This window comes from Helicobacter pylori (assembly GCF_002832345.1).
Lineage (GTDB): Bacteria > Campylobacterota > Campylobacteria > Campylobacterales > Helicobacteraceae > Helicobacter > Helicobacter pylori_CP.
Map to the genome: position 1 here is coordinate 18,905 of NZ_PHLZ01000007.1, position 22,653 is coordinate 41,557.

Here is a 22,653-nt window from a genome sequence, read left to right on the forward strand (position 1 = left end):
AAAATCATGGAGCAAAATCATCTGCCACACTAGATCAGAGAAAGGCGCAAAGGCCTTTCTGTTTTTAAGTCTTACTTGACTTCAACCTTAGCGCCTACTTCTTCAAGTTTCTTCTTGATGGTTTCAGCTTCTTCTTTATTCACGCCCTCTTTAAGCACATGAGGGGTTTTTTCGGTAGCGTCTTTAGCTTCTTTTAGGCCAAGCCCAGTAATTTCACGAACCACTTTAATCACCTTGATTTTTTCAGCACCGCTATCAGCCAAAATCACATTAAATTCGGTTTTTTCTTCGCTCTCAGCCGCTGCACCGCCAGCTACAGCCGCACCCGCTACGACCGTTGGAGTCGCGCTCACGCCAAATTTTTCCTCAAACATTTTAACCAATTCAGAAAGCTCTAAAACGCTCAATGAACCAATATACTCTAACACTTCTTCTTTTGAAATTGCCATAATCCAATCCTTCAAATTTTTTTAATTAAAGCCATCATAGGCTCTTAGTTTTCTTCTTTCGCTTTACGCAAATTGTCTAAACCGGTCACAAAATAACGCACCGGAGCCGTCCAAACAGAAAGCAACATTCCCATAAGCTCTTCTTTGCTTGGGAGTTTTGAAACCGCTTCCACATGAGCTACGCTAACGCTTTCTTTATCAAACAAGCCCGCTTTCAACACAAAGTGATCTTTATGCTCTTTTTGGAAATCAAACACGAGTTTAGAGAGAGCGATTTGATCACCGCCCCACAAAAACACATTGGTTTCTTTCAAATCCAAATCAGAATAGCCAGCCTCTTTCATGGCAATATGAGCGAGAGTGTTCTTAATCACTTGCACTTTAATGCCTTGATTGCGAGCCTTATTCCTTAAAGCTTCCAACTTTCTCACGCTAAGACCCTTATAATCGCAAATTAAAAGGGCTTTGGCGTCTGCAAATTGCGACTTTAAGTTAGCGACTAGCTCTACTTTATGCTGCCTTTGATGTTGTTTTTGCATCTTTTCCTCCTTTCTAGACTAGACCTCTGCAAGATTATCTTTTTAAAAAAGAAATTTTAAGCTTTTTAGCTCTTACGATCTTCAGCCTAAGATTAAAAACTCCTAACGCTATTTAATATCCATCAATTCCTGTGCGTCTAAATTCACTGAAGGCGACATGGTAAGCGAAAGAGCGGCGTTTCTAATATACTTGCCTTTCGCACTACTGGGTTTTAGGCGGTTGATTGTTTTAACCAACTCAAGCATGTTTTCTTTGATTTTTTCTTCAGGAAAACTCGCTTTGCCAATAGGGGCATGAACATTGCCCTTTTTATCCACCCTGAAATTCACTTGACCGCTTTTAGCGTTAGTAACCGCTTTAGCAATATCCATCGTAACGGTTCCGGTTTTAGGGTTTGGCATCAAACCCTTAGGACCTAAAATCCTACCCACTTTACCGACAACCGCCATCATATCAGGCGTTGCGATCACCATGTCAAAATCAATGCGACCATTTTTGATTTCTTCAGCCAAATCGTCTCCGCCAACGACATCAGCCCCAGCGTTCTTGGCTTCATCTTGTTTAATGTCTTTTGCAAAAACAGCCACCCTCACTTTTTTCCCTGTTCCATGAGGAAGCACCACCGCACCGCGCACCATTTGATCCGCATGCCTCGGATCAACCCCCAATCTTAACGCTACTTCCACGGTTTCATCAAATTTGGCTGAAGCGAGGGATTTAACCACCTCTACGCCTTGCTCTACGCCATACGCTTTATCGTTTTGAATTTTAGAAAAAAGTTTTTCCAATCTTTTAAATATTTTTTTTGCCACGATTCTAATCCTTAAAAATTTCTTTCAATTCCAACAAAACCCAATCAATCCACAACTTCTACGCCCATGCTCCTAGCGCTGCCCATAACGATTTTTTTGGCCGCTTCCATGGTGCTTGTGTTTAAATCTTCCATTTTCAATTGCGCGATCTCTTCCACTTGCTTGTGGGTGAGCTTTGCGATCTTATTTTTGAGCGGGTTGTCAGAACCTTTTTCAACCCCAGAAGCTTTTTTGATCAAATCCGTTACCGGAGGCTTTTTAGTGATAAAGGTAAAACTCTTGTCTTGATAAACCGTGATAATCACCGGGATATTAAAACTCCCCATGTCTTTAGTTCTTTCATTAAAAGCCTTACAAAATTCCATGATATTAACCCCTCTTTGACCCAACGCTGGCCCTACGGGAGGTGAAGGGTTTGCCTTACCGGCAGGGATTTGAAGTTTGATTTCTCCGACTACTTTTTTAGCCATGTTTTCTCCTTAAAAAGTTATATAATTTTTTCCACTTGCGAATGCAAAATCTCTATTGGAGTGTTCCTGCCAAAAATAGAAACATTGAGCTTGAGCTTGCGGTGCTCCACATCATACTCTTCCACCGTAGCGGTAAAGTTTGCAAAAGGACCTTCCACCACACGCACCACTTCGCCTTGCTCAAAAAAGATTTTGGGCTTGGGGGCTGCTCGGTTATTCATTTTTTCTAAAATATGCCCAATATCCGCTTCACTCAATGGGGTTGGCTTTTTATTTTCTCCAATAAAACGGCTCACTCTTGGCAAAGATTGTATCTTATGCCACAAAACCGTATCTAAATCCACCTTAATAAAAACATATCCAGGATAAAGGCTTCGTTCCGTTACTTTCGTCTTGCTTTTTTTAGAAACCTCTATAATATCTTCAGTAGGCACAATAATCTCTTGTATCCTATCTCTTATATTATGGTCATTCGCTAGATTCTCAATCGCTTTTTTAACGGACTGCTCGCTCCCTGAATAAGTTTGTATAGCATACCAATCCATCATTATTCTCCTTATTTAAAGCCACCAACCTATAGAACACTAGAGACAAAAGCCCCCAGAGAAAAATCCAACAAAGCTAAAAACAGCGTGATAGCACTCACTACCACCAAAACAGAAACAAGCGCGTTGCGTATCTGCTCCTTAATAGGAAATATCACTTTAGAAAGCTCTTCTCTAGCTAATTTATATTGCATGAGCCATTTATCCATAGTTTCTTTTCGCCCTCACTTAAACTTAATACATTTATACATTAAAAGAATTTTCAATTTTATCCAAAATAGCTTAAACTAAAATTAAAAAATTCAAAAACAATCCAATTGAGACAAAAATTTGATAGAATAAATTAGTAGATGGCAGGCCAGGAGGGACTCGAACCCCCAACAACCGGTTTTGGAGACCGACGCTCTACCATTGGAGCTACTGACCTAACCTCCCCTCCTTTTAAATCACAACACAAAAGAAAGAGCTAGCTCTTCAATTTGATTTCTTTATGAAGAGTGTGCTTGTTTTCCCTTGGGCAGAACTTCTTAAGCTCCAGTTTTTCAGTGTTAGTTTTAGCGTTCTTGGTTGTGCTGTAATTGATGTCTTCACAATCAGAACACTTCAACCCTATTTTAACTTTCATAATGACCCTTTATGGTAACTCTTTTTACTAATATTATTCAATAATATTGCTCACAACACCAGCACCAACGGTCCTACCGCCTTCACGAATCGCAAATTTAGTTCCCAACTCTAACGCAACAGGGCTAATCAATTCTACAGTGATTTTCACATTATCGCCAGGCATAACCATTTCTACGCCTTCAGGAAGGGTGATAGAGCCAGTCACATCAGTCGTGCGCACATAGAATTGCGGGCGGTAATTGGTGAAGAATGGAGTGTGTCTCCCGCCTTCTTCTTTAGAAAGGACATAAATTTCTCCCTCAAACTTCTTGTGCGGAGTGATAGAACTTGGTTTGCATAGAACCATACCGCGTTCTACTTCTTCTTTTTTAGTTCCTCTCAAAAGCACGCCCACATTATCGCCGGCTTCACCTTTTTCCAACTCTTTCCTAAACATTTCTACACCGGTTACAGTCGTTTTTTGTGTAGGTCTGATACCAACGATTTCCACTTCATCGCCTACTTTCACCACGCCTCTTTCAATCCTGCCTGTAACCACAGTCCCTCTACCTGCAATAGAGAACACATCTTCAACCGGCATCAAGAAAGTTTTTTCAGTGTCTCTTTCTGGAGTAGGGATATAGGCATCCACTTCAGCCATAAGTTTAAGCACTTTTTCACCCCATTCACCCACATTACCAGCCTTTGCTTCTTCTAAAGCTCTCAAAGCTGAACCCGCTATAATAGGAGTGTCATCGCCAGGGAATTCATACGCGCTCAACAATTCGCGCACTTCCATTTCTACAAGTTCTAACAATTCTTGGTCATCTACCATGTCTTGTTTGTTTAAGAAAACAACGATGTGAGGCACGCCTACTTGACGAGACAATAAGATATGCTCTCTGGTTTGAGGCATAGGGCCATCAGCTGCAGAAACAACCAAAATCGCTCCGTCCATTTGCGCCGCACCGGTGATCATGTTTTTTACATAGTCAGCGTGTCCTGGGCAATCCACATGCGCATAGTGTCTGTTTTCAGTCTCATATTCAATGTGAGAAGTAGCGATAGTGATCCCTCTTTCTTTTTCTTCAGGGGCGTTATCAATATTATCATAGTCTTTCATTTCTGCAAGACCTTTCAAAGAAAGCACCGCTGAAATCGCTGCACTCAAAGTCGTTTTACCATGGTCTACATGCCCAATGGTTCCAATATTAACATGCGGCTTAGTTCTGTTAAACTTTTCTTTTGCCATTTGTATTTCTCCTTAATTTTATTGAAATGGATTTTAGAATTATACTAAACAAAATCCTAAGTATTCCTAAATGCTACCACAAAATTTAAGACATTTTTGTCTTATCGCCATTCAAGAGATTATAAACTGGAGCCTATAAGCGGAATTGAACCGCCGACCTCTTCCTTACCAAGGAAGTGCTCTGCCTCTGAGCTATATAGGCGTCTCAAAAACTAAAATGTTATCCTAAAAATGGAGCGGGAAACGGGACTCGAACCCGCGACCCTCAGCTTGGAAGGCTGATGCTCTAGCCAACTGAGCTATTCCCGCATCTATAAAACAAAATGGTGGTGAGACGTGGATTCGAACCACGGAAGACATAGTCAGCAGATTTACAGTCTGCCCTCGTTGGCCACTTGAGTATCTCACCAAAAACTTTACAAAATAACATTTTAACTGGAGCTGGCTAAGGGACTTGAACCCCCGACCTGCTGCTTACAAGGCAGCTGCTCTACCAACTGAGCTAAGCCAGCAACTAAAATAATCAAAGACTTGGGATTATAGCAGTTTTATACTTGACTTGTCAAGAAATGATGACAGAAAGCTAAATTATTCGTATGGCACAGAGCATGGTTAAAATTTAGCTATAATCTAGCTCAATTTGGCTTAACACAGCTCAAGCTTATTACATATAAAAGAATTTATGGACACTTAAATTATGGCGAAAAAAAAACATAAAATTTCTACTTTAAAATACTTTTTGCGTTCTTTAAAGCAAATCTACATGCTCATCACTTTCAAGGAAAAAATGGTTTTTTTCCTGCTTGTGCTGATGGCGGTTTTTTCTTCTTTTGTGGAAGTGATGTCTCTAACTCTCTTAATGCCTTTTATCACTCTCGCTTCCGATCCTAGTAGGGCTTTAGACGATAAAGACTGGAAAATGGTCTATGATTTTTTCCATTTTTCATCTCCCGTTCGCCTTATGTATTTCTTTAGTTTTTGCTTGGTGGGGATTTATTTGTTTAGGATGTTTTATGGGGTGTCTTTCACTTATTTGAAAGGGCGTTTTTCCAATAAAAAAGCTTATCAAATCAAGCAACAACTTTTTTTACAGCACATTAAAAGCAACTACCTCTCCCACCTTAACCACAACTTGGATTCTTTAAGAGACATTATCAATAATAAAGCGGATGGCATGTTTATGAGCTTTAACGCTTTTTTGAATCTACTCACTGAATTAACCGTGATCGTTTTTTTCTATTCCACGCTATTAATCACTAACTGGAAGTTAACGCTTGTATTCACTCTAATCATCTCTATACAAATTTTTATCATCACTAAAAAAATCACCATTCTTATTCAAAAAAAGGGCGAGATAGCGGCAAAATCTAGGGCGCAAACGCTTAAGGTTTTTTCAAAATTTTTCAGCAATTTCAAAATCACTAAACTCAAAGACAACCACGAAGAAGCCCACAAGCTTTTTGGAGAAAATAGCCGTAAAGCCCATGACACCGAGATCATTTACGCCACTTTACAAGTAGTCCCCAGGTATTCATTAGAAACGGTGGGTTTTAGTTTGTTGATTTTAGCGGTCGCTTACATTTTATTCAAATACGGCGAAGCTAAAATGGTGCTCCCTACCATTTCTATGTATGCTCTAGCGCTTTATCGCACGCTCCCTTCTGTTACTGGCGTTTTGAATCAATATAATGAAATCGCTTACAACCAGTCTGCGACCAACATGGTTTTTAAAAGCCTTTCTAAAACCATCGTTGAAGAGGATTTAGTCCCTTTAGACTTTAATGAAAAAATCACTCTTCAAAACATTTCATTCGCCTATAAGTCAAAACACCCGGTTTTAAAGAATTTTAACCTCACCATTCAAAAAGGTCAAAAAGTCGCTCTCATAGGCCATAGCGGGTGTGGGAAATCCACGCTGGCGGATATTATTATGGGGCTTACCTACCCTAAAAGCGGGGAAATTTTTATTGATAACACCCTTTTAACCAACGAAAACAGGCGCTCATGGCGTAAAAAAATAGGCTATATCCCCCAAAATATTTACCTTTTTGATGGCACTGTGGGGGATAATATCGCTTTTGGGAGCGCCATAGATGAAAAACGCTTGATTAAGGTGTGCAAAATGGCTCATATTTATGATTTTTTATGCGAGCATGAAGGCCTTAAAACCCAAGTGGGCGAAGGGGGCGCTAAGCTTAGTGGCGGTCAAAAACAGCGCATAGGCATTGCAAGAGCCTTATACGATAACCCTGAAATTTTGGTTTTAGATGAAGCCACTTCAGCCCTAGACAATGAAACCGAGAGTAAAATCATGGATGAAATCTATCAAATCGCCAAAGATAAAACCCTAATCGTTATCGCCCACCGCTTAAGCACGATTGAACGCTGTGAAGTCATCATTGATATGAGCCAACACAAAGACAATCTCGGCTAAAGCTGGCTTTACTCTTTTATAAAGTTTTGTAAATCAAACCCCTTAAAGCTCTCCAAATACTTCCCTTGATAGCCGTTTTGACCCACTAAATTTTTCAAAACCTTGCTGTTGTAACCCAAAAACGCCACTTTATTAGCCTTAGCGCTTTCATAGTCATTGACGCTATCGCCTATCATTAGCATGCGGCTTGGGTTATAGGCGTATTTTTGAATGATATTGGCGATGATCTTGGGTTTATTAGGCGGACTCCCTTCAACGCTCTTAAAATACTTAATGATCCCTAAAAACTCGCACAACACTTGCAATTCGCTATGCAAGGCCGCTGAAGCGATATGGAAAATGTAATTTTGATAATGCTCATCAATAAACGCCATCACTTCGCTATTCAAATGCTCCCTATCAAAAAGCTTTTGTTCTATAATAGCGCCAAACTCTAGGGCTAATGCATCCACTTCTTCTTGAGCGATAGAGGTTTTTAAAACCTCGTTATAAAAATATTGGATTTTTTCATTCCTTGAAATCCCTCCACTTTGATAGTGATAAACTTCAAATTGTTTCAAATCCTCTTGATTCTTGTTGCCATGCTTTTGAAACAACGCCTTAAACCCTTCATATTTTAAATGCATGCTGTCAAAAATCACGCCATCAAAATCCCATAAAACCACTTCAAGCGCCATGATTTCCCCTTTTTTATAGGCTTATTTTGGTTTCATTTTACCTTATTCAAGCGGTATTTAAGCGATTATTTTTGCCATTTAAGGTTAGGCTATCTTGACTCTTATTTGATAAGAATATGCAAACACTCTTTGGTGTGCGCGGCTTTATGGGCGCGTTTGTTATCCGCTTTAAAACGCATGTAAGTTTTGGTCATTAAGGAGTAAGCGCCGTATTTTTTTAAGATATTTTTAATCTCTGTCTCGCTCATAAGCCCTTCATTGTTATAGCTTAAAAAAATATATTTGAATCGCGCTTTTTTGATCAAGTTTTCAAAAGCGTTTAAGATTTGAGAACGAGAGCAAAAAGAGGATTTCTGGTAACTGGGCAAGCCGGTTTTGCCTTTTGGAGCAAAGGGAGTATAAGCAGCAATCGTGTTCAATAAATGGTAATTCGCCCCGTATTGCCTCGCATTATAAGGGGGGTCTAAATACAAAATATCCCCTGAAATCTTTCCAATCAAATCATTAGAATCCTGCTGGTACACTTCATTAGCGTTTAAACTCACATCAAAATGAGCGCCTTTTAAGATGAGTTCTTTTTGAGCGCTTTTTTTAAGGCGTTTTAAAAAAGCCCCATAAACTGAAGCGGTGTTAGCCACCTTGTCCGCGCTCTCTAATAGCGATGCGAGCAAAAAATAATACGCGCAATTATCAATGTTTTGAGAAAGCTTAAGCTCTTCAATTTTTAGACGCATCGCATCAATTTTTTGAGCGTTTGTTTCGCTAAAATACTGCCTTGAACTCCCCCCTAAAGAATAATACGAATAGATAAAACCCTTTTTTAAAGCAACGCTATTGAGCCTATCAATAAGCTCTTCTTTATTGGGGATTTCTTGAATGTTGCCGATATAATTTTGATTCAAAACAAAGCTATAATACTCCAAATCATTAGAAATAACCTTATTAACAGCTTTTTTAAACACACGCCCCACAATGCCCGTCCCAGCGAACAGATCACAAAAAATCGCGCCAGAGAGATCGTTGCCCGCAACCGCATGGATATTTTCCTTAATAAAGGGAATGAGCTTGTATTTAGAGCCGATGTAGTTCATTGATCTGTGTTTGTATATGCTTCTTTAAATGGTATAGCTATATTAAAGTTAAATTTTATGTATTGTAACATAACTTGATTATGAATAAGTCCTAACCCCCACGATTAAAATAATCTTAAAACCAACTAATCAGTTCTATGCAAAACAATAAGCGTCTTTTAACGCACGCCCTACCAAGGGCTTTACTAAAACAATAAATAGCTGACACCTCTCCTATTGCAAACAAGGACTTTTTCTATCACAACTGCTCATTAAAACACCACTAGAAAAACAGCGACACCCCCTACTAGCTGAATACATCAAAGCTATTGCCACTATTACCCTATTTTCTAGTAGGTTCTTTTATAGCTACCATCTTTATATTCTTCCACTTTACCCTTTGATGTGGTTACAGCCACTATACCACCTGAAACTTGCACATTAACAGCGTTACTACCATAAGTTCTTTTAAAGCTACCATTCTCAAATTCCTGTATTTTGCCATTAACGACTTTAATTACAACCGCCATTATAAATCTCCTAAAATATAAATTGTGATATACCCAACGCCAAACTACCAGTCTATAGCCTAACTAACAGATAAACCTAATTTAAGTATTTAAGTATTTAAGTATTTAAGTATTTAAGTATTTAAGTATTTAAGTATTTAAGTATTTTATCACAAAATCCCTAAAGAATAGCTTAATAACAAACCCGCTTAACTCTCATAAAATCAGTCTCATTAACCAATTTATCTCAAAATAACCCGCATCGCGCAAATTAGCTCAACCGCTTGTCTAAAATTAACGATCCTTTGTGATGGTTTTAGCTTTAGCGCCTACAGCCGTAGAACCCGTGGGTAAATCTGAAAGCACCACCGCATTAGCCCCAATCCTCACATCATCGCCCACATAAATCGCGCCCAAGACCTTAGCCCCTGCCCCCACTACCACTCGGTTGCCTAAAGTAGGGTGGCGCTTGCCCTTGAACTTGCCCGTGCCCCCTAGAGTTACGCCATGATAAATGGTAACATCATCTCCAATTTCTGTGGTCTCGCCAATCACCACACCCATGCCATGATCAATAAAAAGCCCTCTCCCAATCTTAGCGCCCGGGTGGATTTCTATCCCAGTGATAAAACGCGCTAACTGAGAAAGTGCGCGCGCAATGAAGTAAAACCTCCGCTTGTGCAACGCATGCGCTAGGCGGTAACAAAGTAGCGCATGAATGCCCGGATAAAGCAAGAGCACCTCCCACTTATTCCTAGCTGCCGGGTCTTCTTGCAAGACACGCTCCAGGCTATAAGACAGATCTAGCATGACAGAGTCTCCGGTTAAAATATATTTGGATCAACATGACTTAAGCAGATTTTTCTCATCCATTCCAATAAAACTTGATGCAAATTTTTCTTGCCATTATACCTAAACTCATACTCCTTTTAATGGAGTAAAATCAATAGAGTAAAACGCTCTCTCTTTTAATTCTTTTAAATTCTCTTAAACAACCCTTTAAAAAGGCTTAAAAAAACCCGCTAATCCATCATTAATTTGGCATTTATTTGGGATAAAACTATTTTAAACGAAAAAATAAAAAGCAGATTGAAAAAAATTATTAGTAGTGGTGCCGAAGGTCGGACTCGAACCGACACGGGATTGCTCCCACCAGATTTTGAGTCTAGCGTGTCTACCAATTCCACCACTTCGGCGTTATAGAACAAAGAGTGAGATTATACCCACTTATTCCTTAAAGAAACTTAATGGTGCACTGGGCGAGACTCGAACTCGCACGAGATTGCTCCCACCACCCCCTCAAGATGGCGTGTCTACCAATTCCACCACCAGTGCTAAAAATTTAAAACAAATATTATAGCTAAATCATGCTTTTTAAGCAATAATTTAGCTTATCAAAACCCTTAACTTAAGAATGGGTTACTATAAATAGCGATAATAGCAAACACTAGAGTATAAATCACTTGCGCTTCAATCATCGCCATGGCCACGAACATGGTTGTGAGCAATTTACCGCCCACTCCTGGGTTTCTCGCTGTGCCTGTAATGGTCGCTGCGGCCGCATTCCCCATGCCGATCGCCCCACCAAAAGCGGCAATCCCTAAACCGATCATCGCCCCTAAGATAGAATAAGATTTAATCATATCCATCCCACCCATTCCACCATCATGAGCGAAAGCAACGCCCGCTAAAGCCAGAAAAAATAACGCTAAAAATTTCATTTTCGCACTCCGTTTCAAAAATTGGGCTTGATTTTCATTTCGAATCGTTCCTCTACTTTCAAAAATACAAGCAAGAATTTATTTTAATACAAACTAGCTTAAAAATGCTTTTAAAAAACGCTTTTTAAAATTTTAAGCCAAATCCAAAGCGATTTTACCCTTATTGAAACTAATCACCCTACATTTGATATTATCGCCTTCTTTTAAAACCACTTGACACCTGTCCATGTTTTGTTTTCTTAACAAGCCTTCGCCCCCCTTAGGCAAGCTTAAAAACGCCCCAAAATCCACGATTCTCTTCACTTGAGCTTCTAGCACCTCATCAATAGCGTATTGCTCCAATTCTTGATCTAAAGAATGCAAGTAGTTTAAAATAAATTCCTTAGTCTTTAAAACACGCTCTTTATTCCCCATGATTTTCACTTCACCGCTTGGTTTATTCAAATCAATTTTAACCTCAAATTTTTCCACTATCTCTTTAATCACACGCCCCCCTTGACCGATAATTTCTACAATTTTATCTGGCGCGACATTAAAAATTTCAGTTGTAGGCAAATGGGAAAAATTGATCACAATCTTTTCTTTCGCTTCATGCATGATTTTTAAAATATGTTTCCGTGCTCTTTTAGCTTGGAGTAAGGCTTGGTATAAAACCTCTAGTTGGATACCGCTCATTTTGGTATCCATTTGCATAGCCGTAATGCCTTCTAAATTCCCGGCAATCTTAAAATCCATATCGCCTTCGGCGTCTTCTAAACCGCTAATATCGCTTAAAATAGCGTGATCTTGCCCTTCGCTCACCATGCCCATAGCCACCCCAGCGACTAAATCGTAAATTTCCACACCGCTTGCATAAAGGGCTAAAGACCCTGCGCACACGCTCGCCATTGAGCTTGAACCATTGCTTTCTAAAATCTCAGAAACCAATCGTATCACCTGCTCTTTATTTTTAATGCTCGTTTCTAAAGCTCTTTTAGCCAAATTCCCATGCCCTAATTCGCGCCTTGAAGTCGCGCCAATAGAACTCGCTTCGCCCACGCAAAAAGGAGGGAAATTGTAATGAAACATGAAGTGCTCTTTAATAGGGGCTTTATGCTCCAAACTCTCATGGGTTTGAGCGTCATTATCCGTGCCTAAAACCCCTACCACTAAGCTCTGCGTTTGCCCCCTAGTGAATAAAATGGAGCTGTGCGCCATAGGGAGTAAATCGCTCTCTATCAAAATGGGCCGCACCTCTTCTAACGCACGCTTATCCGGGCGGATTTTATCTTGAATAATCATGCGCCTTATCTCAGTTTTTTTCACTTTTTCTAAAGACAATTCAATTTCTTCTAAACTGAATTCTGAGTGGGCTTCGCTGATTTTTTTAGCAATTTCATTGAAAACATTCTCTCGCTCGCTCAAAGCAGAACTTTCAATGCCTTTGATGATTTCATCAAAATACTGATTTGTTAATAAATCTAACAGCCTTTCATTAAAAATTATTCCTTGGCTTTCTTTAAAAAGCAGCTCGTTTTGGTGGGGCGTGAAAACCTCTTCATAAAGCGTGCAAGTTTCTTCCAAACTTTTTTGAGCCAATTCTAAAGCTTTTAACATTAAAGGCTCTTCTAAAGCGTTTAATTGTTGCCCCAAAGAGCGCATTTCTATCATGTTCAAACTCTCTTTCGTTCCAGACACGAACAAATCCAAACTGGATTGATTCAAAAGGCTTGTGTTAGGGTTGATGAGAAATTCGTTATCAATCCTAGCGATCCTGCAAGCGCTCACGCTTTTGATGGGAGCGATATGGGCCAAAAAGAGAGCGGCTGAAGCAGCGTTTAAAGCAGAGACTTGCAAATCATTTTCAATATCATGGCTTAAAACCATTAAAGTGATTTGGGTAGGGTAGCGGTAATCTTTAGGGAATAAAGGGCGTAAAGTCCTATCTATGAGCCTAGAGGTTAAGATTTCAAAATCTTGCGCCCTACCTTCTCTTTTAACAAAACCGCCCGGGATTTTTCCGGCTGCATACGATTTTTCTAAAAACTGCACCACTAAAGGCAAAAAATCTTCACTCACAGGCTCTCTTTCTGTGCACACGCTCGCTAAAATGATGGTTTTTCCTAATCGGTATAAAAGAGAGCTGGTGGCTTGTTTGGCCACTTGTTTGAGAGCGAATTCTTCGGTTTTGTTACTAGAATTGATGGTGATAAAATCCATATTTAATGTTCCTTTTTTAAATTAGGCGCGTTGTTAGCGCCCAAGTATTTTTCAATTTCTTCATTGCTCAATCGCTTGAGTTCTTTATAATGATGCTCCACAGAGACAAAACATTCAGGGCGATACACGCTAATCACCCTATCGCACAAACTTTCTAAGCCTTGAGCGACATTTTGCGCGAGAATGGGGGTTAAAATATAAATGTCTTGGCATTCTTTTTTCAAGCAAGTTTGCACGCCTAACCCTGCTCTAAACCCGGTTTCAATCCCCCTATCTACGATAAAAATATTTTTATCTTTTAAGCTTTTGATCGCATTGCCTTTGCGATACTGATAGATGTGAGACAAAATGTCTTCTTCATAAGCTCGCTTGGCTTCCCCATAAACATAGTCTAAAGTGATGTCAAAGGAATTGATCAAACTTTCATTCATCACTATATCCATGCTCTCACTCACTAAAGCGATCTCGCATTTTGAGTTTAAAGGGGCTAGGATAGGTTCTAAAAAAAGTATATCATAAGTCGCTCCAAATTTTTGCGCTAAAGCGTGAGCTAAATACAGAGCGTTAAAACTCAAAGCGAGCATGATGGAATCTTTTAAATCAATGTGGCGCGTGTGGATTTCATTGATCAATTTGTTCAAAGCGTCTTCTTCATTGATAAAACGCATGCCCTCTATATCGGTGATATGGCTAAAATCCGTATTCAAATACATTCCTTTTTTTTACTTACGCTGTAAAGAGCGGTAAGTTACATTGGTTTTAGTGATCGGTGAAAAGTCTAATTCTAGCTTAACATAGTTATTTTCAAACACTCTTATAGGCTGGTTGGGATCGCCGGTGAGGATGGGGCGTCGTTGGTTGACGAATTGAAAGCCAATCCCAAAACAACGGATTTTTTTATAAATCCCCACATTCCAATTTAAAACCACATTGTTTCTAATATCATAACCCACATCCGCGCTCATGGAAAAGTAACCAAAGTCGTTGCTAAAACCCGCCTTTAAATAATCCGCAGGATTTTCTACAATGCTATTAATCCCACTGCTAAAATTGTTCCTTAAAAAATAAGAGAGGTTAAAGCTTAAAAACTTGCGTTGGTAATTGGCGTTCACGGAGATTTCTTCTAAGCGGTTTTGATAAAACGAATAAAAGACATTCCCAAAAATATTCAATCCTGTTAAGGGCGAAAACCCGATCTTGCTCTCTAATGGCATCCTGAAGGGCGAAACTTTATCGTCAAGATTGATGAGTTGCGATATTTTAAAATACAATAACTCTTGCCCTCCTAAGCCATAAAGGTATTGCGTTAGGGTCAAATTCACCGTCTTATTGCTCGCATCGCTGGGTAAAATACTGCTAGGATTCCACACAGAGTCATACAAACGCCCTTGATAATCATAATCTCTCAATAAAGGCGAAGTGTAGCTGTTTAAGGCTTGCGCGCTTAAAGCATACATGTTTTGAGAAAACAATCCGTTTTTAAAGGTGTAATAAGGGATGTTGAAAATCGCTTCCAATTGGATCGTGTGGAAAAGCTTGTTGTATTCTCTGGCTAAATCCGTATTGACATACATGGAAAAATTTGAAGACACAAAGTTCCCAAATTCCCTTGATTCATTAGGGATCGTAGGCACGAAGGAATTTTTAGATTGCATTAAAGCCACATTAGATAGTTGGAGATCGTTCCAAAGCCCTATAGACAAATACTTTTTAAACAAAGAAAATTGCAAGCCCACCGGCACATTCAAAGCGTTTTGCACATAGCCATAACCAATCTCTCTTGCGGTGTTTCTAAACTGATAATCCACCGAATACAATAAATTTCTAAAATACAAAGAATTTAAATATTTATGGTATTGCAAATTAGGGACAGATTGGAAAGTACGGTTATTGTTGATTTTATTCAGGTTTAAAAAATACTTGATATTCAAGCCGTAATAATTGTTTTCTGTTTGCAAGTAATAATTCGCCCTAGACATGTGCGTAGCGTCCGTGATACGCTTATTAACCTTTTCAAAACGCACATAGTCCAAATCGTTCATGTATAAAAAGTCAATGTAATGCCCGTTGTCAATATTAGATTTAAGATGAAAGTATTTTTGTAGAGTGTCCCTGCTAGAGCTTAAAAATTCAAACCCGTAGATATTTTGATTCCTCAAATCATAGCGTTTGACGTATTGGGTGTAATTCCTAAAATAGCGTGCATTGAATAAAAACCTGTCGTCTTTAGAGTTGATGTAGCGCGCTTCAAAATTCAAGCCAAAACCCCTTTTATAGCGGATTTGTGGGGTAAAGGTCATATCCCATGAGTTTTTGGGGGCTAAATAAAAGGGTTGCAAATAAATAAAGCCGTCTAAATTGGAAGTGCCAAACTCAGGGTATAAAAACCCGGTAGTTCTTTTATTGCTAGTGGACATGAAAATATAGGGCAAATACAATACAGGAATATCACCGACATAGATCTTAGGATTCCACATAGACAAATGCGATTTTTGCATATTAAATGAGCCTGAAGTCGCATTGACATGCCAAATGGGGTTATCAATGCTGCACCCTGAAGCGCTCATGTTTTTAACCTTATATTTTTGATCCTTCCCGCTAGCAATATCCGCACTCACCCAAATCCCGCTCACGCTGTCTTGGACATAAAAGGGGAAAATGATTTCATATTTTTCATTCAAGCTCAATTTCACGTAATCGGTTTTAACGAGCAAACCCTCGCCCCTATAAACCTTGATATTGCCTTCTAATAACGCTTCTTTAGTTTTGGTGTCATAACGCACCTTGTCCGCTAGAATATACACGTCATAATTCAATAAGATCGCATTCCCTGAGGCGGTTATCACATTGTCTTTAGCGCTCACTTTATCCGCAAGGATTTCAAAAATCTTATGGTTTTGTTTGTCAAATCGTTGCATAGCGATTTCTTTAGCCTCTAATGTGCCCAACAAAAAAAAGACCGCCAAATACAACCAATAAATCATGATTAAAACAACACCAAAAGACTTTTGCTTTTTTCTTCATGCCATGCCCTATGATAGGGATTTTTAAATACTACAAACCATAAAAAGGGGCATAGAAAAACCACGATCTTTAACCCTAAACGCTTCAATAAAATAGCCCTACTGGGGCAATCTGCTAAATAAATATCAATGATTTTAATCCTAAAAACCAGTTTAGCCAAACTCATCTTACACAAACACACAAAAAAGATTTCATAAACGCCATACAAGACGATAAAACTCATTACAACAAACACGCTGTGATAAATGGGGTTAGTCAGCCAATATAAAGAATGCAAGAAATCGCATGCGTCTAAAAGATCGCTCAATAAAAACGCTACCAACAAACCATCAATTAAAAACGCTAAGATGCGCCAATACAAAGGGCATAAACGCATTTTTTCACGCATAAGGAGTGTTTCTATGATTTCAGTTTCTTCTTTTTCTAAATTTGGAGAGCGCATTCAAAACAAACAAGACAAACTCTTTGGTTTGTCTTAAACTTCAAGAATATTCTTTCAAATCTAACACCTTAAAACCAATATCCTTGCGATAAAACATGCCTTCAAAATGCACCTTTTGAGCGATTTCGTAAGCATGGTTTCTGGCTTCCAATAAGGATTTTCCTCTGCCAATGGCAAAGATCACCCTCCCCCCACTGCTTTCAAACACGCCATTATCCTGCTCCACCTCCCCTAAAATCAAATGACCCTTTTTTTCATCAACCGGATCAATATAAAGGGTTTGTTTGGGCGAAGAGCTAGTGGGGTAATTCCTAGAAACAAGCGCGACACTCATCACAAATTCTTTAGAAAACACCAATTCAAGAGAATGCAATTCCCCTTTGGCTGTAGCCAAACACAAATCTAAAAGCGAGCTTTCTAAAAGGGGTAAAATCGTCTGGCATTCAATATCTTTAAAACGCACGCTAAAATCCAATAAATACGGCTCTAAAACACCTTTTTCTTCTATGATTACAATTTCAGCGAGTAAAACCCCTTTAAAAGGCGTGTTGTCAGCCTGAAGTTTCTCTAAAGTGGGTTTAAAAATATGATTTTTTATTTTCTCTTCTAATTCATTAGAGAAAAAGTTTGCAGGAGCGATGGCCCCCATACCTCCTGTATTGACCCCATTATCCCCCTCTAATAAGCGTTTGTAGTTTTGGCAAAAGGGCAACAAGATAAAATCATCATTGGCTATGAGCGCTGTAACTGAAAGCTCAAACCCCTCTAAAAAAGGCTCTATGATCACAGGCTCATTGCTTTGTTTTAAAGCGTCTTCAAGGATTTTTAACGCTTCTTCTTGTTGATGGACAATGCTTGTGTTTTTATTCAACGCTTTAATGACTAAGGGGAAAGAAGCGTTTTGAATGTAACTCAAAGCTTCTTTTAAGTCGTTTGTTTCAAAGTAAGACGCGCTTTTGATACCGCATTCTTTAACAAAAGCTTTCATATAGCTTTTAGAAGCCTCTAACTTAGCCGCTTCTTTGGAAGCTCCAAACACTAAAATCCCCGCTTTTTCTAGCATCTCTGTAAGCCCTAAAACCAAAAGCTCTTCTTCTGAAATGATGGCTAAATGGATCTGTTTTTTCAGGGCTAATTCCACGATATGCTCGTAATGTTCGCATTCCAGATTTTCGCCCAAATCTTGAGTGCCACCATTACCCAAACAAAAATACAAAGCATTCACTCGCTCATCTTGCTGAAGCCTTTGAGCCAAAGCATACTCTCGCCCCTTATTCCCCACAATTAAAACATTATAGTTGTTGTTATCTTTCATGTCTTTCCTAAAATGTGGTTGTTTTTAAACCCAGATGACCGCTACTTTTACATGTGCATAAGTTCAACAAACCTACACTAATAAGGCTAGGAGGATTTTCTTAGGGGCAGATTTAAAAAATGCCATCACACAAAAACCACTACCTTAGCCTAACTTATTTTTTCAACGAACTTGCCATCAATAAGAAACGCAAATCACCCAGGCGATTCTTACAATTATACTTAAATTTTAAAGAAATTCCATGCAAAAATATTCCAACAATCTGTGATAGTTTTGATTGGCGTTTAGGCGTTTTAAGAGAAACTGACTGATCTATTTCAGCCTTTCTTTATACGCCGCTTCCAAACTGCTATACCCTTTTTTTAATTCTCCCACATCCCCAAAAGCCACTACTTTGGCTTCTTTTAAAAAAATCGCGCTGTCTAAATACTTTTCCACATCCACCACCAAATGCGTAGAGACTAGCAAGCTTGCGTTTTGGCTAAACTCCTTAGCGATTAACTCAAAAATCTCTTCTCTTGCAATAGGGTCAATCCCAGCCACCGGCTCATCAAAAAGATACAAAGAAGCGTTTCGTGATAGGGTTAAAATCAGCTGTAATTTTTCCCTCATGCCTTTTGAAAGGGCTTTGAATTCTCTTTTTAAAGGCACACTGAAGCGTTTTAGCAAATTTAGGGCTTTTGATTCATCAAAATCGCTGAAAAAATCCTTGTAAAAAGCGATCGCTTTTAAAGGCGTTAATTTAGGATCTAAAAAATCGCCATCGCTTAAAAACGCCACGCTTTTTTTCGTCTCTATGCCGATCTTTTGATCTAAAATTTTCACTTCCCCTTGATAGTTCAAATTCAATCCAGCTAAAATTTTTAACAGAGTGGTTTTGCCCGCCCCATTAGGGCCTAAAAGCCCTATAAATTGCTGTTTGGGTAGTTTCAAACTGATATTGTCTAGCGCTTTTAAACTCCCATAAGTTTTAGTCAAATTCTCTATTTCTACTAGCATTTTAATTCCCCAAATTTGCGCACTCTTTTGTAAAAATCGCTAATGATATTTTCTAAATCTTTAGGGGTGAAATCAGGCCATAAAATCGGCGTGAAAAACAATTCCGCATAACTGGACTGCCACAATAAAAAATTAGACAAGCGCATTTCCCCCCCTGTCCGTAACAACAAATCCACTTCCGGCAAATCATGCGTGTCCAAACGATTAGAAATTTCATTTTCTAAGCTTTCTATATTATTTATATGGCTAGGTGGGTTTTCTAATAAGTTTTTAAACACCCTTGAAAGCTCGTTTTTAGATCCGTAATTAAGGGCTAAAACTTGCGTAAAATCCTTAAAATGCCTGGTATCGTTTTCAAGCCGTAAAATCGTATCCCTCAGTTCTTTAGAAAAGCCCTCTAAATCCCCTATCGCCCTGAAGCGTATGTTATTATCCAAGTAAGTGGATCGCTCATCTTTAAGGTATTTTTTAAGCATTTTCATCAAAAAATCCACTTCACTTTTAGGGCGTTTCCAATTTTCCGTAGAAAAAGCGTATAAAGTCAAGCATTCTAACTTATGGTTAGCGCACCAGATCGTGATGTCTTTTAGGGTCTTTACGCCTTTTTTATGCCCATAAGCCCTAGCTTTATTCTTTAATTTAGCCCACCTGCCATTACCATCCATAATAATGGCAAGATGTTTGAGAGCGTTATCCAATGCCTTTACCCTTTAAAGAAAGTCCTTAATTATACACCATTTAAAGCGTGCAAGCATCCACTAAATAAGCGATATGCTGCCAAGCGAATTGGGTTTTTTCACTCAAACCGATTTCGCAAGTGCTAGAAGTGGAAAAGCCCCTTTTAAGATCATAGGATTGATAAAATTCTTGAAAGCCGTTTAAAGCGCTCTCGTTTAGTTCAGGGGTGAAGAAGCCCTTATTCCCCGCAAAGCCACAACAGCCCGTCTCTTTATGGATAATAATCTCGCCCAAAGTGCATTTTTTAGCCAAATTGAATAACAACTCTTCTTTATTCTCTAACTTTAAAGCACACATCGTGTATAACCCTATGTCTTCGTTAATGGGGTTGAATTTTAATTTTGGGCTTAGAACTTCTTCAATATAGACGCTCAAATCATAGACTTTCAAATCCTTATAAGCTTTCATTTGCTTGAAAAAATGCGTCGAACAAGCGCTATGGTCTAAAACAATGGGGATTTTTCCCTCATCGCTTAATTGTAAAAAAATCGCATGGTTTTTTTCATTGTTTTGTTTGGTTAAGTCAGTGTAATTGATGAAGGCTTTCCCGCAACAAAGCGCATCCAATCCATTAGGATACATCACCGAAACTTTGGCTTTTTGGCATAAGGATTCAAACACTTCTTGAATGCATCTTTTATCCGCCATTTCTTTTGATGGAGCGAACGAGCGGTTGATGCAAGTGCTGAAATAAATGACTTTTTCTCCACCCTTAAGCGTTTTATTTTCTAAAGGATAGGCGTTGTTTTTGGGCATGTAATGAAAGGCTTTAGGGAAAGGCTTGATGAACTTTTTAATCCCTTTGGTTAGGCTCACTAAGTTATGAGAGCCTATGAGGTTTTGAACTAAGCGAGCGCTTTTTAAAGAAAAACGAGCCACACTTGTGGTTGTTTGCATGTGATTAAGGATCTTTGAAGCGATCTTTTCGCCTTTAGGGTTTTTTTGATAATAATTTAGGGCAATCTTTCCGGTATCAATTTCTAAAGGGCATAGGGTAGAACACATATGGCACACCGCGCAAGTGGCATGCGCTAAATATTCAGACTCTTTTAAAAGCTCATCTAATAAAACTTGATCTTCATTATGACCATGACTAACCCTTTCTTTTAAACGCTCTACCTCTCTGTGGATAACGATTCGTTGTCGTGGCGTTAAGGATAAATCTTTACTGGGGCAAATCCTTTCACAAAACCCGCATTCCATGCACATGTCCAAATGCTCTTCAATAGGGTAAATGCTCTTTAAATTTTTAGTGTGGATTTCTTTATCGTTTGTGATGATCACATCAGGGTTTAAAATGCCGTTAGGATCAAACAATTCTTTGATTTGCTTGTGGATTTTATAGGCTTTTTCTCCCCACTCCATTTCCACAAAGGGGGCTACCATCCTGCCTGTGCCATGTTCGGCTTTAATAGAGCCAGAGCTTTTGCTCACCATTAAAAACATCTCAGAAACTAAATTTTCAAACGCTTTTCTTTCAGCTTCATTTTCTAAAATCGGCGTAACGACAAAGTGCAAATTCCCGCTTAACGCATGCCCAAAAATAATGCCATTATCCTTAAAGCCATGTTTTTTTAAAAGCCCTTCAATCGCTTTTGCCCCCTCTACAAAATTTTCTTGACTGAAGCACACGTCTTCAATGATCACAGAGCTTTGGCTTTTCCTTTGAGACGCTGCGATAGGGAAAATGCCTTTTCTGATCTTCCACCACGATTGATAAATATCAGGATCACTACTGATTTGAGAATCTAAAACGACCGGTATCGCATTCAAGGCGTTTAAAATCGTTTGCATGTTGTTTTCTAAAATTAAAGGATCATCGCTTTCGCTTTGAATGAGTAAGCATGCGTTAGGCTCTTTGATTTCTAAAATCACTCTGGGCATGCCCTCCAAGCCTTTCACGCTTTTTAAGCACGCATAATCCATAAGCTCTGCTGAAGAAATCATTTCGGATTGTTTGGCTTTTAAGGCGGCTAAAATTTGAGCGGCTTTGGCGCATCGCTCTAAATTTTCATAAAACAATAACGCGCAAGTTTTATGAGCGTAGTCTTTCACGCATTCTAATTCCACGCTTGAAATAAAACCTAAAGTCCCCTCAGAGCCTATGAATAAATGGCTGATAATCTCAATAGGGTCTTCAAAATCAATGAGAGCGTTTAAGCTGTAGCCGGTGGTGTTTTTGATCTCGTATTTTTTCTTAATGAGAGCATGCAATTCTTTGTCTTCTAAAATCTCTTTTCTTAAATTCAAAACCCCTTCAATCAAATCTTTGTGCGCGTTTTTGAAACTCTCAACGCTCTCTTGATTGGCCGTGTCTAAAAGAGTGCCATCAGCTAAAATCACTCTTAAGGATTTTAGGGTTTTGTAGCTGTTTTGCTCCACCCCACAACACATCCCGCTAGCGTTATTAGCGACAATCCCCCCTATCATAGCGGTGTTTATCGTAGAGGGATCTGGGCCTATTTTTCTATGGTAAGGTTTTAATAAAGCGTTCGCATGGCTTCCTATGACCCCGCATGAAAGCTGAATGCTTGTAGCGTTATTTAAAATTTGAGCGTCTTTGAAAAAATGCGTAGCCATAACCAGCACCCCATCACAGATCGCTTGCCCTGATAAGGAACTCCCAGCCGCTCTAAAAGTCAATGAAACGCCATGCTTTTTGGCTAAAACACAAAGCTTTTGAACTTCTTCTTCATCCTTCACCCAAACAACTATTTTAGGGATATAACGATAACATGACGCATCAATGCCATAAGCCAAACGGCGTAAATAATCCTTAAAGATCCGCTCGTTTAAAAACCCACTCGCTTCGGTAAAAAAAGCATCATAATTTTCTTCCACACACACTCCT

22 protein-coding genes and 7 tRNA genes are annotated in these 22,653 nt (G+C 39.0%); 1 reads left to right on the forward strand and 28 read right to left on the reverse strand.

All coding sequences use genetic code 11. From position 1 onward, the window contains the following. Nucleotides 1–71: 71 nt before the first annotated feature. The 13 genes from rplL to CXY28_RS03240 form a co-directional block, all read right to left on the reverse strand. Nucleotides 72–449 (reverse strand): 50S ribosomal protein L7/L12, encoded by a 378-nt coding sequence (gene rplL / locus CXY28_RS03180; protein ID WP_001018228.1) that lies wholly within the window; start codon nucleotides 447–449, stop codon nucleotides 72–74. A gap of 44 nt (nucleotides 450–493) precedes the next feature. After that, nucleotides 494–988 carry a 50S ribosomal protein L10 gene (rplJ, locus tag CXY28_RS03185; protein ID WP_100979439.1) on the reverse strand — a complete coding sequence of 165 codons (495 nt, stop codon included), beginning with the start codon at nucleotides 986–988 and terminating at the stop codon, nucleotides 494–496. 108 nt (nucleotides 989–1,096) lie between these two features. Next, nucleotides 1,097–1,801: a 50S ribosomal protein L1 gene (gene rplA / locus CXY28_RS03190; protein ID WP_100979440.1), complete on the reverse strand. Its 705-nt coding sequence runs from the start codon at nucleotides 1,799–1,801 to the stop codon at nucleotides 1,097–1,099. A gap of 44 nt (nucleotides 1,802–1,845) precedes the next feature. Beyond that, nucleotides 1,846–2,271, reverse strand: a complete 426-nt coding sequence (gene rplK, locus CXY28_RS03195) for a 50S ribosomal protein L11 (protein ID WP_001085997.1) — start codon at nucleotides 2,269–2,271, stop codon at nucleotides 1,846–1,848. 17 nt (nucleotides 2,272–2,288) lie between these two features. Beyond that, nucleotides 2,289–2,816 (reverse strand): transcription termination/antitermination protein NusG, encoded by a 528-nt coding sequence (gene nusG, locus CXY28_RS03200; RefSeq protein ID WP_001846772.1) that lies wholly within the window; start codon nucleotides 2,814–2,816, stop codon nucleotides 2,289–2,291. Between the two features lie 29 nt (nucleotides 2,817–2,845). Beyond that, a complete protein-coding gene (secE, locus tag CXY28_RS03205; RefSeq protein WP_000362125.1) occupies nucleotides 2,846–3,025 on the reverse strand; it encodes a preprotein translocase subunit SecE in 180 nt (59 codons plus the stop codon). A 142-nt stretch (nucleotides 3,026–3,167) separates the two neighbouring features. Next, nucleotides 3,168–3,243: transfer RNA gene (locus CXY28_RS03210), tRNA-Trp, on the reverse strand. 39 nt (nucleotides 3,244–3,282) lie between these two features. After that, nucleotides 3,283–3,441: a 50S ribosomal protein L33 gene (gene rpmG / locus CXY28_RS03215; protein ID WP_000865159.1), complete on the reverse strand. Its 159-nt coding sequence runs from the start codon at nucleotides 3,439–3,441 to the stop codon at nucleotides 3,283–3,285. Between the two features lie 33 nt (nucleotides 3,442–3,474). Next, complete coding sequence (gene tuf, locus CXY28_RS03220; protein ID WP_100979441.1) at nucleotides 3,475–4,674, reverse strand: elongation factor Tu; 1,200 nt, start codon at nucleotides 4,672–4,674, stop codon at nucleotides 3,475–3,477. Nucleotides 4,675–4,801: 127 nt separating this feature from the next. Then, nucleotides 4,802–4,876, reverse strand: a tRNA-Thr gene (locus CXY28_RS03225). Between the two features lie 30 nt (nucleotides 4,877–4,906). Then, nucleotides 4,907–4,983, reverse strand: a tRNA-Gly gene (locus tag CXY28_RS03230). Nucleotides 4,984–4,998: 15 nt separating this feature from the next. Further along, nucleotides 4,999–5,083, reverse strand: a tRNA-Tyr gene (locus CXY28_RS03235). Nucleotides 5,084–5,110: 27 nt separating this feature from the next. Next, nucleotides 5,111–5,186: transfer RNA gene (locus CXY28_RS03240), tRNA-Thr, on the reverse strand. A 185-nt stretch (nucleotides 5,187–5,371) separates the two neighbouring features. Between CXY28_RS03240 and CXY28_RS03245 the strand changes: the two genes are divergently transcribed. After that, nucleotides 5,372–7,108, forward strand: coding sequence for an ABC transporter ATP-binding protein/permease (locus tag CXY28_RS03245; RefSeq protein ID WP_100979442.1), 1,737 nt, complete (start codon nucleotides 5,372–5,374; stop codon nucleotides 7,106–7,108). Nucleotides 7,109–7,116: 8 nt separating this feature from the next. Here CXY28_RS03245 and CXY28_RS03250 read toward each other — a convergent pair whose 3' ends face one another. From CXY28_RS03250 to CXY28_RS03325, 15 genes are all read right to left on the reverse strand, one after another. Next, nucleotides 7,117–7,785: an HAD family hydrolase gene (locus tag CXY28_RS03250; RefSeq protein ID WP_050826239.1), complete on the reverse strand. Its 669-nt coding sequence runs from the start codon at nucleotides 7,783–7,785 to the stop codon at nucleotides 7,117–7,119. Nucleotides 7,786–7,886: 101 nt separating this feature from the next. Beyond that, entirely contained in the window at nucleotides 7,887–8,876 is a 990-nt protein-coding gene (locus tag CXY28_RS03255) for a DNA adenine methylase (RefSeq protein ID WP_050826240.1), read from the reverse strand. Between the two features lie 329 nt (nucleotides 8,877–9,205). After that, the gene (locus tag CXY28_RS03260; protein ID WP_100977717.1) at nucleotides 9,206–9,385 is read right to left on the reverse strand and encodes an IceA2 protein; all 180 of its coding nucleotides are present in this window, start codon (nucleotides 9,383–9,385) and stop codon (nucleotides 9,206–9,208) included. Nucleotides 9,386–9,658: 273 nt separating this feature from the next. Further along, nucleotides 9,659–10,174, reverse strand: coding sequence for a serine O-acetyltransferase (cysE, locus tag CXY28_RS03265; RefSeq protein ID WP_000886353.1), 516 nt, complete (start codon nucleotides 10,172–10,174; stop codon nucleotides 9,659–9,661). Between the two features lie 299 nt (nucleotides 10,175–10,473). Beyond that, nucleotides 10,474–10,560 (reverse strand) — tRNA-Leu (locus CXY28_RS03270). 52 nt (nucleotides 10,561–10,612) lie between these two features. Then, nucleotides 10,613–10,699 (reverse strand) — tRNA-Leu (locus CXY28_RS03275). 68 nt (nucleotides 10,700–10,767) lie between these two features. Then, nucleotides 10,768–11,085, reverse strand: coding sequence for a F0F1 ATP synthase subunit C (locus CXY28_RS03280; protein ID WP_000669961.1), 318 nt, complete (start codon nucleotides 11,083–11,085; stop codon nucleotides 10,768–10,770). Nucleotides 11,086–11,217: 132 nt separating this feature from the next. Beyond that, the gene (locus CXY28_RS03285; protein WP_100979443.1) at nucleotides 11,218–13,284 is read right to left on the reverse strand and encodes a polyribonucleotide nucleotidyltransferase; all 2,067 of its coding nucleotides are present in this window, start codon (nucleotides 13,282–13,284) and stop codon (nucleotides 11,218–11,220) included. Nucleotides 13,285–13,286: 2 nt separating this feature from the next. Beyond that, nucleotides 13,287–13,991: a phosphoribosyltransferase gene (locus CXY28_RS03290; protein WP_198542598.1), complete on the reverse strand. Its 705-nt coding sequence runs from the start codon at nucleotides 13,989–13,991 to the stop codon at nucleotides 13,287–13,289. Nucleotides 13,992–14,006: 15 nt separating this feature from the next. Next, on the reverse strand, nucleotides 14,007–16,268 hold the full coding sequence (locus tag CXY28_RS03295; RefSeq protein ID WP_100979445.1) for an LPS-assembly protein LptD: 2,262 nt from the start codon (nucleotides 16,266–16,268) through the stop codon (nucleotides 14,007–14,009). A gap of 2 nt (nucleotides 16,269–16,270) precedes the next feature. Beyond that, nucleotides 16,271–16,750, reverse strand: a complete 480-nt coding sequence (locus tag CXY28_RS03300) for an RDD family protein (RefSeq protein WP_100979446.1) — start codon at nucleotides 16,748–16,750, stop codon at nucleotides 16,271–16,273. Between the two features lie 40 nt (nucleotides 16,751–16,790). Then, nucleotides 16,791–18,065: a phosphoribosylamine--glycine ligase gene (gene purD, locus CXY28_RS03305; protein ID WP_078243997.1), complete on the reverse strand. Its 1,275-nt coding sequence runs from the start codon at nucleotides 18,063–18,065 to the stop codon at nucleotides 16,791–16,793. A gap of 312 nt (nucleotides 18,066–18,377) precedes the next feature. After that, complete coding sequence (locus tag CXY28_RS03315; RefSeq protein WP_000959624.1) at nucleotides 18,378–19,064, reverse strand: ABC transporter ATP-binding protein; 687 nt, start codon at nucleotides 19,062–19,064, stop codon at nucleotides 18,378–18,380. Beyond that, entirely contained in the window at nucleotides 19,058–19,762 is a 705-nt protein-coding gene (locus CXY28_RS03320; protein ID WP_015643825.1) for a di-trans,poly-cis-decaprenylcistransferase, read from the reverse strand. Before CXY28_RS03320 ends, CXY28_RS03315 begins: the two co-directional genes overlap by 7 nt. Nucleotides 19,763–19,802: 40 nt before the next feature. Further along, nucleotides 19,803–22,643, reverse strand: coding sequence for an FAD-binding and (Fe-S)-binding domain-containing protein (locus tag CXY28_RS03325; RefSeq protein ID WP_198542599.1), 2,841 nt, complete (start codon nucleotides 22,641–22,643; stop codon nucleotides 19,803–19,805). Between the last annotated feature and the right edge of the window lie 10 nt (nucleotides 22,644–22,653).

Excerpts from the sequence above, each read along its gene's own strand:
- rplL (WP_001018228.1), bottom strand. The coding sequence starts at position 449 with ATGGCAATTTCAAAAGAAGAAGTGTTAGAGTATATTGGTTCATTGAGC.
- rplJ (WP_100979439.1), bottom strand. The coding sequence starts at position 988 with ATGCAAAAACAACATCAAAGGCAGCATAAAGTAGAGCTAGTCGCTAAC.
- rplK (WP_001085997.1), bottom strand. The coding sequence starts at position 2,271 with ATGGCTAAAAAAGTAGTCGGAGAAATCAAACTTCAAATCCCTGCCGGT.
- nusG (WP_001846772.1), bottom strand. The coding sequence starts at position 2,816 with ATGGATTGGTATGCTATACAAACTTATTCAGGGAGCGAGCAGTCCGTT.
- secE (WP_000362125.1), bottom strand. The coding sequence starts at position 3,025 with ATGGATAAATGGCTCATGCAATATAAATTAGCTAGAGAAGAGCTTTCT.
- rpmG (WP_000865159.1), bottom strand. The coding sequence starts at position 3,441 with ATGAAAGTTAAAATAGGGTTGAAGTGTTCTGATTGTGAAGACATCAAT.
- tuf (WP_100979441.1), bottom strand. The coding sequence starts at position 4,674 with ATGGCAAAAGAAAAGTTTAACAGAACTAAGCCGCATGTTAATATTGGA.
- CXY28_RS03245 (WP_100979442.1), top strand. The coding sequence starts at position 5,372 with ATGGCGAAAAAAAAACATAAAATTTCTACTTTAAAATACTTTTTGCGT.
- CXY28_RS03250 (WP_050826239.1), bottom strand. The coding sequence starts at position 7,785 with ATGGCGCTTGAAGTGGTTTTATGGGATTTTGATGGCGTGATTTTTGAC.
- CXY28_RS03255 (WP_050826240.1), bottom strand. The coding sequence starts at position 8,876 with ATGAACTACATCGGCTCTAAATACAAGCTCATTCCCTTTATTAAGGAA.
- CXY28_RS03260 (WP_100977717.1), bottom strand. The coding sequence starts at position 9,385 with ATGGCGGTTGTAATTAAAGTCGTTAATGGCAAAATACAGGAATTTGAG.
- cysE (WP_000886353.1), bottom strand. The coding sequence starts at position 10,174 with ATGCTAGATCTGTCTTATAGCCTGGAGCGTGTCTTGCAAGAAGACCCG.
- CXY28_RS03280 (WP_000669961.1), bottom strand. The coding sequence starts at position 11,085 with ATGAAATTTTTAGCGTTATTTTTTCTGGCTTTAGCGGGCGTTGCTTTC.
- CXY28_RS03285 (WP_100979443.1), bottom strand. The coding sequence starts at position 13,284 with ATGGATTTTATCACCATCAATTCTAGTAACAAAACCGAAGAATTCGCT.
- CXY28_RS03295 (WP_100979445.1), bottom strand. The coding sequence starts at position 16,268 with ATGATTTATTGGTTGTATTTGGCGGTCTTTTTTTTGTTGGGCACATTA.
- CXY28_RS03300 (WP_100979446.1), bottom strand. The coding sequence starts at position 16,750 with ATGCGCTCTCCAAATTTAGAAAAAGAAGAAACTGAAATCATAGAAACA.
- purD (WP_078243997.1), bottom strand. The coding sequence starts at position 18,065 with ATGAAAGATAACAACAACTATAATGTTTTAATTGTGGGGAATAAGGGG.
- CXY28_RS03315 (WP_000959624.1), bottom strand. The coding sequence starts at position 19,064 with ATGCTAGTAGAAATAGAGAATTTGACTAAAACTTATGGGAGTTTAAAA.